Origin of the sequence: Phytopseudomonas daroniae (genome assembly GCF_004327285.1) — a bacterium.
In the GTDB taxonomy this organism is placed as follows: Bacteria; Pseudomonadota; Gammaproteobacteria; order Pseudomonadales; family Pseudomonadaceae; genus Aquipseudomonas; species Aquipseudomonas daroniae.
On sequence record NZ_QJUI01000034.1, the window covers coordinates 25,219 to 31,957 of the forward strand.

At 63.0% G+C, this 6,739-nt stretch carries 6 protein-coding genes; all 6 read right to left on the reverse strand.

The annotated features are described in order from the left end of the window. Positions 1-165: 165 nt before the first annotated feature. A complete protein-coding gene (locus DNK06_RS23840; protein WP_131182445.1) occupies positions 166-1,695 on the reverse strand; it encodes a DHA2 family efflux MFS transporter permease subunit in 1,530 nt (509 codons plus the stop codon). A 1-nt stretch (position 1,696) separates the two neighbouring features. Beyond that, on the reverse strand, positions 1,697-2,887 hold the full coding sequence (locus DNK06_RS23845; RefSeq protein ID WP_131182446.1) for an HlyD/EmrA/EmrK family protein: 1,191 nt from the start codon (positions 2,885-2,887) through the stop codon (positions 1,697-1,699). A 9-nt stretch (positions 2,888-2,896) separates the two neighbouring features. Continuing rightward, positions 2,897-4,336, reverse strand: coding sequence for an efflux transporter outer membrane subunit (locus DNK06_RS23850; protein ID WP_131182447.1), 1,440 nt, complete (start codon positions 4,334-4,336; stop codon positions 2,897-2,899). A gap of 8 nt (positions 4,337-4,344) precedes the next feature. After that, positions 4,345-4,812 (reverse strand): MarR family winged helix-turn-helix transcriptional regulator, encoded by a 468-nt coding sequence (locus tag DNK06_RS23855; RefSeq protein WP_131182448.1) that lies wholly within the window; start codon positions 4,810-4,812, stop codon positions 4,345-4,347. 524 nt (positions 4,813-5,336) lie between these two features. After that, complete coding sequence (locus tag DNK06_RS23860; protein WP_131182449.1) at positions 5,337-6,005, reverse strand: nitroreductase; 669 nt, start codon at positions 6,003-6,005, stop codon at positions 5,337-5,339. Further along, on the reverse strand, positions 6,002-6,505 hold the full coding sequence (locus DNK06_RS23865) for a response regulator (protein WP_165493696.1): 504 nt from the start codon (positions 6,503-6,505) through the stop codon (positions 6,002-6,004). Before DNK06_RS23865 ends, DNK06_RS23860 begins: the two co-directional genes overlap by 4 nt. Positions 6,506-6,739 lie beyond the last annotated feature (234 nt).

Sequence of the window (6,739 nt, forward strand, 5' to 3'; positions counted from 1 at the left end):
GCAGCCATTCCGCAAAACCGCATCACGGCAACCAATCGCCGGCAAGCCGGCTCCTACGCAATAGTGTAGGAGCCCCGACCTCGGGGCGATGCGCTTGCGGCCATCACGCAGAACCGCATCGAGGCCAGCAATCGCCGTCCTACAGGATCGCACCCAGCACGCACTTCAATGCCCACCGCCAGACTCCGCGGCGCCCTTGGCCGAGAACGGTGGCTTGGCCAGCCAGATGACCAGGATCAGGCCGAGGAACAACCAACCCATCAGCGTGAAGTAATCCACGGTCGAGAGCATGTAGGCCTGACTTTCCACCACCTGATCGATCTGCGCATAGGCCGATTGCGAGGCGCCGCCGAGCTGATCCAGATATTGCTGGGTGGCTGGATCGTAGGGCGTGACATGCTCGGTCAGTTGCGCGTGGTGATGGATCTCCCGGCGATGCCAGATCCAGGTGGTCAGCGACGAGGCGAAGCTGCCGCCCAGCACGCGCAGGAAGGTCGCCAGCCCGGAGCCGTCGGCGATGTCCTTCGGCGGCAGGCTGGACAGCAGGATGCTGGTGGTCGGCATGAAGAACAGCGCGATGCCCAGGCCCATGAACACCTGCACCTCGGCGATATGCCGATAGTCCACCTCGGTATTGAACGACGCGCGCATGAAGCACGAGGCGCCCATCACCAGGAAGGAACCACCGGCCAGCAGGCGCAAATCGAACTTGTGCGCGTACTTGCCCACCAGCGGTGACAGGAACAACGGCAGGACACCGAGGGGCGCCGCCGCCAGACCGGCCCAGATCGGCGTATAGCCCAACTGGGTCTGCAGCCACTGCGGCAGCAGCAGGTTGATGCCGAAGAACCCCGAGTAACCGAGCACCAGTGCCAGGGTACCGAAGGTGAAGTTACGGTACATGAACAGGCGCAGGTTGATGATCGGGTGCTGATCGGTCAGTTCCCAGATCACCAGGGCCACCAGCGAGACCACCGACACGGCCGTGCCGATCTGGATGAAGGTCGACTCGAACCAGTCCAGGTCATTGCCCTTGTCCAGCACCACCTGCAGCATGCCGACGCCCACTATCAACAGCATCAGGCCGACATAGTCGATGGGCTGATGAACGATGCTCTCCGGCCGTTTGCGCAACTGCGCCCAGACCACCAGGGTGGCCAGGATGCCGATCGGCACGTTGATGAAGAAGATCCATGGCCAGCTGTAACTGTCGGTGATCCAGCCGCCGGCAATGGGCCCGATGATGGGCGCGACCACCGTGACCATCGCCAGCAGCGCCAGGGCCATACCCCGTTTGACACTGGGAAAGATCGCCAGCAGCAGGGTTTGCGCCATCGGGTACAGCGGCCCGGCGACCAGTCCCTGCAGGGCACGGAACGCCACCAGTTCGGGCATCGAACGGGCGATGCCGCAGAGGAACGAGGTGATCACGAACAACACCACCGCGGCGAGGAACAGCTTCACCTCGCCGAAGCGCCGCGCCAGCCAGCCGGTCAGCGGCAAGGCGATGGCGTTGCACACGGCGAACGAGGTAATCACCCAGGTGCCCTGCTCCGAGCTGACGCCCAGGTTGCCGGAAATGGTCGGCAAGGCGACGTTGGCGATAGTGGTGTCGAGCACCTGCATGAAGGTCGCCAGGGAGATGCCGATGGTAGCCAACAGCATGCTGGCCGGGCGAAAGTTGGCGTCGCTCATGTCAGCCCTGCTTTGCCTGAGTGACTGCCTGGGCAGGCCCGTTGGCGTGGATGATGCGTTCGATCAGCGCATCGGCCTCGACCAGCGGCGCGTCGTAGACAGCGGTGCTGAAGCGCGGCTCGCTCGGCATCTGCGTGGACAGTTGCGCACCGCTCTGGTCGTGCAGATCGACGGTCACCGCCGTAGACAGACCGATACGCAGCGGATGGCTTTGCAGTGCCTCTTCGTCCAGGCGGATTCGCACCGGCAGGCGCTGGACGATCTTGATCCAGTTGCCGCTGGCATTCTGCGCAGGCAGCAGCGAGAAGGCGCTGCCGGTACCCACGCCGAGGCTCTCGACATGGCCCTGATAGGTCACTTCGTCGCCGTACAGATCGGCTTCGACGGTCACCGGCTGGCCGATGCGCATCTCGCGCAGCTGGGTTTCCTTGAAGTTGGCATCGATCCAGATCTCGTGCAGCGGCACCACGGCCATCAGCGCGGCGCCAGGCTGGATGCGACTGCCGACCTGTACCGAGCGGCGCGCCACATAACCGCTGACCGGCGCCACCAGGGTGCTGCGCGCATTGTTGAGGAAGGCCTGACGCAGTTGCGCGGCGGCACTCTTCACGTCCGGATGGGAAGCGACCACGGTGTCGTCGGTCAGTGCCTGGTTGGTGTCCAGTTGCTGCTGGGCGGAGACCAGAGCGCTCTGTGCGCTGCTCAGGGTGTCCTGGGCATGAGCCAGTTCCTCGCGGGAGATCGCGCCCTTGCTCGCCAGGGTCACACGCCGCTGATAATCGGCCTTGGCGCGCTGTACGTCGATCTTGCGCGAGGCCACCTGGGCCTTGTAGCTGTCGACATTGCTGAACAGTCCGCGCACCTGGCGCACCGTCCGCGCCAGGTTGGCTTCGGCGCTCTGCTGGGCCACTTCGGTGTCGGCCGGATCCAGCCACACCAGAGGCTGGCCGGCCTCGACGTAGTCGCCGTCATCCACGGCGATACGCGTCACCGTGCCGGTGATCTGCGGGGTGATCTGTACCAGATTCCCACCCACATAGGCGTCGTCGGTCTCTTCATAGAAGCGCCCGTACAGTTCGTGATAGGCGAAGATCAAAGCGCAGCACAGCACGACGACAGCGCCGAGGCCTAGCAGCAGACGTTTGCGCTTGCCCGAATCGGGGGCAGCGGGAGTGGCTTGAGATTCGGTCATGACGAGTACTCAGCGTGCGGAAGTGGAAGATGGAGCGGCAGCTTCGAAGCCACCACCGAGGGCCTGCATCAGCATGACCGAGGCGTCGATACGCTCGGCACGCAGGCTGGCCAGTTGACGCTCGCTCTGCAGCAGTTGCTGCTCGACGCTCAGGGCGTCGAGGTAATTGCCGATGCCGTCGGCATAGCGCTGCATGGCGATGTCGTAAGAACTGCGGGCGATATCGCGAGCCCGTTGCTGCTGCCCGATCTGCTGCTCCAGGGAACGGATGCGGCTGATGCCATCACCGATATCGCCCAGGGCGCCGATCAGGGTCTGGTTGTACTGCGCCACGGCCAGATCGTAGTCGGCGTTGCGCCCGGCCAGCGCGGCGCGCCGGCTGCCACCGTCGAAGATCGGCAGGCTCAGGGCCGGGCCGACACTGAAAAAGCGGCTGGCACCGCCGAACATGGCATCCCCGAGCAGCGATTTGCTACCTGCCGCGACAGTCAGATTGAGGTTGGGGTAGAAATCGGCCTTACTGGCGGTGATGTCCCGAGTGGCAGCCTCGACGCGCCAGCGTGCAGCGACCAGATCAGGACGGCGGCCGAGCAGCTCGGCAGGCACATTGGCCGGCAGGCTGAGTGCCGTGGGCGCAATCAACTGCGGGTGCGGCAGCGTTTCACCGCGATCGGGCCCCTGCCCGAGCAATACCGCCAGGCGGATGCGCGCACTGTCCACCTGCTGCGCGGCAGCGGTCAGGCTGGCCTCGGCGGCCGCTTCCAGGCTCTGGGTCTGCTGCAGTTGATACTCACTGTCGAGCCCGGCATCGACCCGACTACTGGCCAGTTCGAGCATGTCGCGGCTGCGTTTGAGATCCTGTTCGGCCAGATTGTGGGTGGCGTAGGCCAGACCGAGGTCGTTGTAGGCGCGAGTCACTTCGGCGGCAAGCGTCAGGCGTGCCCCCTGGCGATCCACCTCACTGGCCCGGGCGCGCCCGAGAGCGGCTTCCCAGGCGGCACGTTCACCGCCCCAGAGATCGAAACGGTAACCGCCGTCCAGCGACAGGCTGCGCAGAGTGCCATAGCGCCCGCCCTGGCCGCTGGGGTCGTCGACCCGCGCGGAACGTGAACGGGTCACCCCGGCATTGGCGTCCAGCGTCGGCTGGCGCTGCGCGTCGGCGGCCAGCACTGCGGCACTGGCCTGGCGGGCACGGGCATCGGCGACCTGCAGATCGGGATTGCTGCGCAGGGCTTCTTCGATCAAGCCGTTCAACTGCTGATCACCCAGGCGGTTCCACCAGTCACTGGCGGGCCAGGCCGCAGGCGACAGATTGCCGGCGAAGGTGTGTTCGCCGCGCAGGCTGGCCGCATCCAAGGTATGGCCTTCGGTGTGCAGGCCATCGGGCGAGGTACAGGCCGCCAGCAGCAAGGCGCTGAAAAGCAGAGTCAGGGGGGTACGCAACGGCATGGTGTTCTTCATTCTCCCGGCATGCACGGCAAGGCGTCGGCAGCCATCAGTATCTTTTTCAGCAGGCGTTGTAATTCGTCGAGCTCGGGGCGGCTCAGGCAGCCGGTGAGGTCGTTGATCGCATCTGCAGCGATCTGCGGCACCAGCAGGCCCAGGGCACGACCGGAGTCGGTCAGGGTCAGGCATACCTGGCGGCGATCTTCGCTACTGCGCTCGCGGATGATCAGCGCCTTCTGCTCCAGGCGGTCGAGCATGCGGGTCATCGCCCCGCTGTCGAGGTTGAGCAAACGCACCAGATCGGCGGGAGTGCTGGCCAGCTTCTGGCTGATCAACAAAACCACCTTGAACTGCGCGGCAGTGATGCCGTGCTCGACCAGATGGCGCTCCAGCAGGCGATCCTTGAGCTGATTGGTCAGGGCAATGAGGTGGCCCGGTGAGTGCTGCAGCGAAAAACGCTCGCGGTCGAAATGTGGCATGTGGATTTCCTGCCCAGGCAGTGAATGCCGTGCAGATTACTGCCCAGGCAGCTAATAACCCAATTACATTTCGTAATACTCGATATCAATTTCAGAAATACTTTGAAATATTCAGGCATTCAGAAGTGACTCTCGAGGCGTGTTCCGGTTCAGGTGATTTAGGTGATTTCTGTTAGAGCCTGTTCACGATCTTCCGACAAGATCCCAGGTACGATGACCAGCAAACTGGCGGTAACGACGTAGGGTGGATCGGAGCGCGCAGCTGACGCTCTTTTCATCCACCTTTACGATTGTGGAGCCGGTGGACGGGTCGGTCGCGTAGGTGAAGCGTCTACCCTACGAGCGGCCGCTATCGCCTTATTGCCGCCGATCTATAGGGATCCGAGCTCCTGCTATGCACACAAAGATCGTGAACAGGTTTTTAGGAAGGTGGTTCCTGAGCCAGTGAGCGCAGCAACGCCTGGGCAATCGCCTTGCTCAATCCAGGCTGCGGACGGGATTCTTCTGACGGTTCTGCGCCCTGCTCACTCGACGAACGTACAGAACTCATCGAGCGGCAAACGCTTGCTGACCAGTCGATTGACCGGTGCCTCAGGGGCGGCGTAGCCCACGGCGATGGCGCAATGCAGCATGTAATCGGGTGGCGTCTGCAGGAAGGCCCTGACGCTCAGGTGATAGCGCGCCCAGCAGGCCTGAGGGCAACTATCCAGACCGTACTCCTTGAGCAGCAGCATCAGGCTCTGCTGGTACATGCCCAGGTCGGCCCACTGCCCCGGCCCCATACAGCGGTCGACGAAGAAGAACAACGCACAGGGCGCCTCGAAGAAGCGAAAGTTGCGGGCGAACCAGGCCAGGCGCGCCGCCTTGTCTTCGCGGCCGATACCAAGCAGAGCATACATCTGCTCACCCACTTCGAATCGTGCGGTGCGATAGGGCTCCTGCAAGGGTTGCGGGTAGACCGCGTAATCCGCAGGGTCGGGTTGCGGATCGTCCGTCAGTCGCTGTGCGATGTGCTGGCGAAAACGCTCCATCGCCTCGCCCTGCAACACGTGGATGCGCCAGGGTTGCAGGTTGCCGCTGGAGGGCGCACGGGCCGCCTGTTCGAGCAGCTCGCGCAGCAGCTCCGTATCCACCGGGCGCTCGAGAAAGGCGCGGATGCTATGGCGTTTACGCAGGGCCTGGCTGACCTTCATATCACCTCCTTGATTAACCCTGACGTCGATAACGCCCGCCGCCGCGGCTCTTCATGTTTGCCTGTCATTGCTCTGTTTTCGATGGTATCGGGCAGATGTGCATCGACACTGGCGAGGAAACGACCGATATCCAGTGGTTTGGTCAGATAGTCGGCAAAGCCAGCGGCCATGCCACGCTCGATGTCGCGGTGCATGGCGTTGGCCGACACGGCAATCACCGGCACATGGCGCAATTGCAGGTGCGACTGGAACACCTGCACAGCCTGATAGCCTTCCATCCCGGGAAGGTTGATGTCCAGCATGATAAGGTCAGGCTGATGCGCAAGTGCGAATTCGATCCCTAATTTTTCGGGCGCGTGCATGGTGACCAGACGGATGTGGCGCAGCCTGTCCAGAATCGGCGAGACCAGCTTGAGATTGACCGGATTGTCATCGGTATTGCGGTCGACACCACGCCGGCTGAAGGGTTGAAACGATTCGCCCGGCAGGAGTGCCTGCACCGGTATCTTAGAGCCTGTTCACGATCTTTGTGCACTTGGCAAACAGGAACCCGTATCCCTATAGATCGGCGGCAATGTGGCGCAAGCAGACGTTCGATTTGGTGGGTTTCATGACGTAGATACCGTCTTAACCTTCACCTCGCAATAGCGAGTTGCGGGTTAAAGGGTTGGCCGGATTTGAGCACCCCGTAAGCGATGCATAGCAGCTTGCGCATGGCCGCGCAGACGATCTGT

Bases quoted from the DNA above. Each gene is read 5' to 3' on its own strand.
- DNK06_RS23845 (WP_131182446.1), bottom strand. From the start codon at position 2,887: ATGACCGAATCTCAAGCCACTCCCGCTGCCCCCGATTCGGGCAAGCGC.
- DNK06_RS23840 (WP_131182445.1), bottom strand. From the start codon at position 1,695: ATGAGCGACGCCAACTTTCGCCCGGCCAGCATGCTGTTGGCTACCATC.
- DNK06_RS23855 (WP_131182448.1), bottom strand. From the start codon at position 4,812: ATGCCACATTTCGACCGCGAGCGTTTTTCGCTGCAGCACTCACCGGGC.
- DNK06_RS23850 (WP_131182447.1), bottom strand. From the start codon at position 4,336: ATGCCGTTGCGTACCCCCCTGACTCTGCTTTTCAGCGCCTTGCTGCTG.
- DNK06_RS23860 (WP_131182449.1), bottom strand. From the start codon at position 6,005: ATGAAGGTCAGCCAGGCCCTGCGTAAACGCCATAGCATCCGCGCCTTT.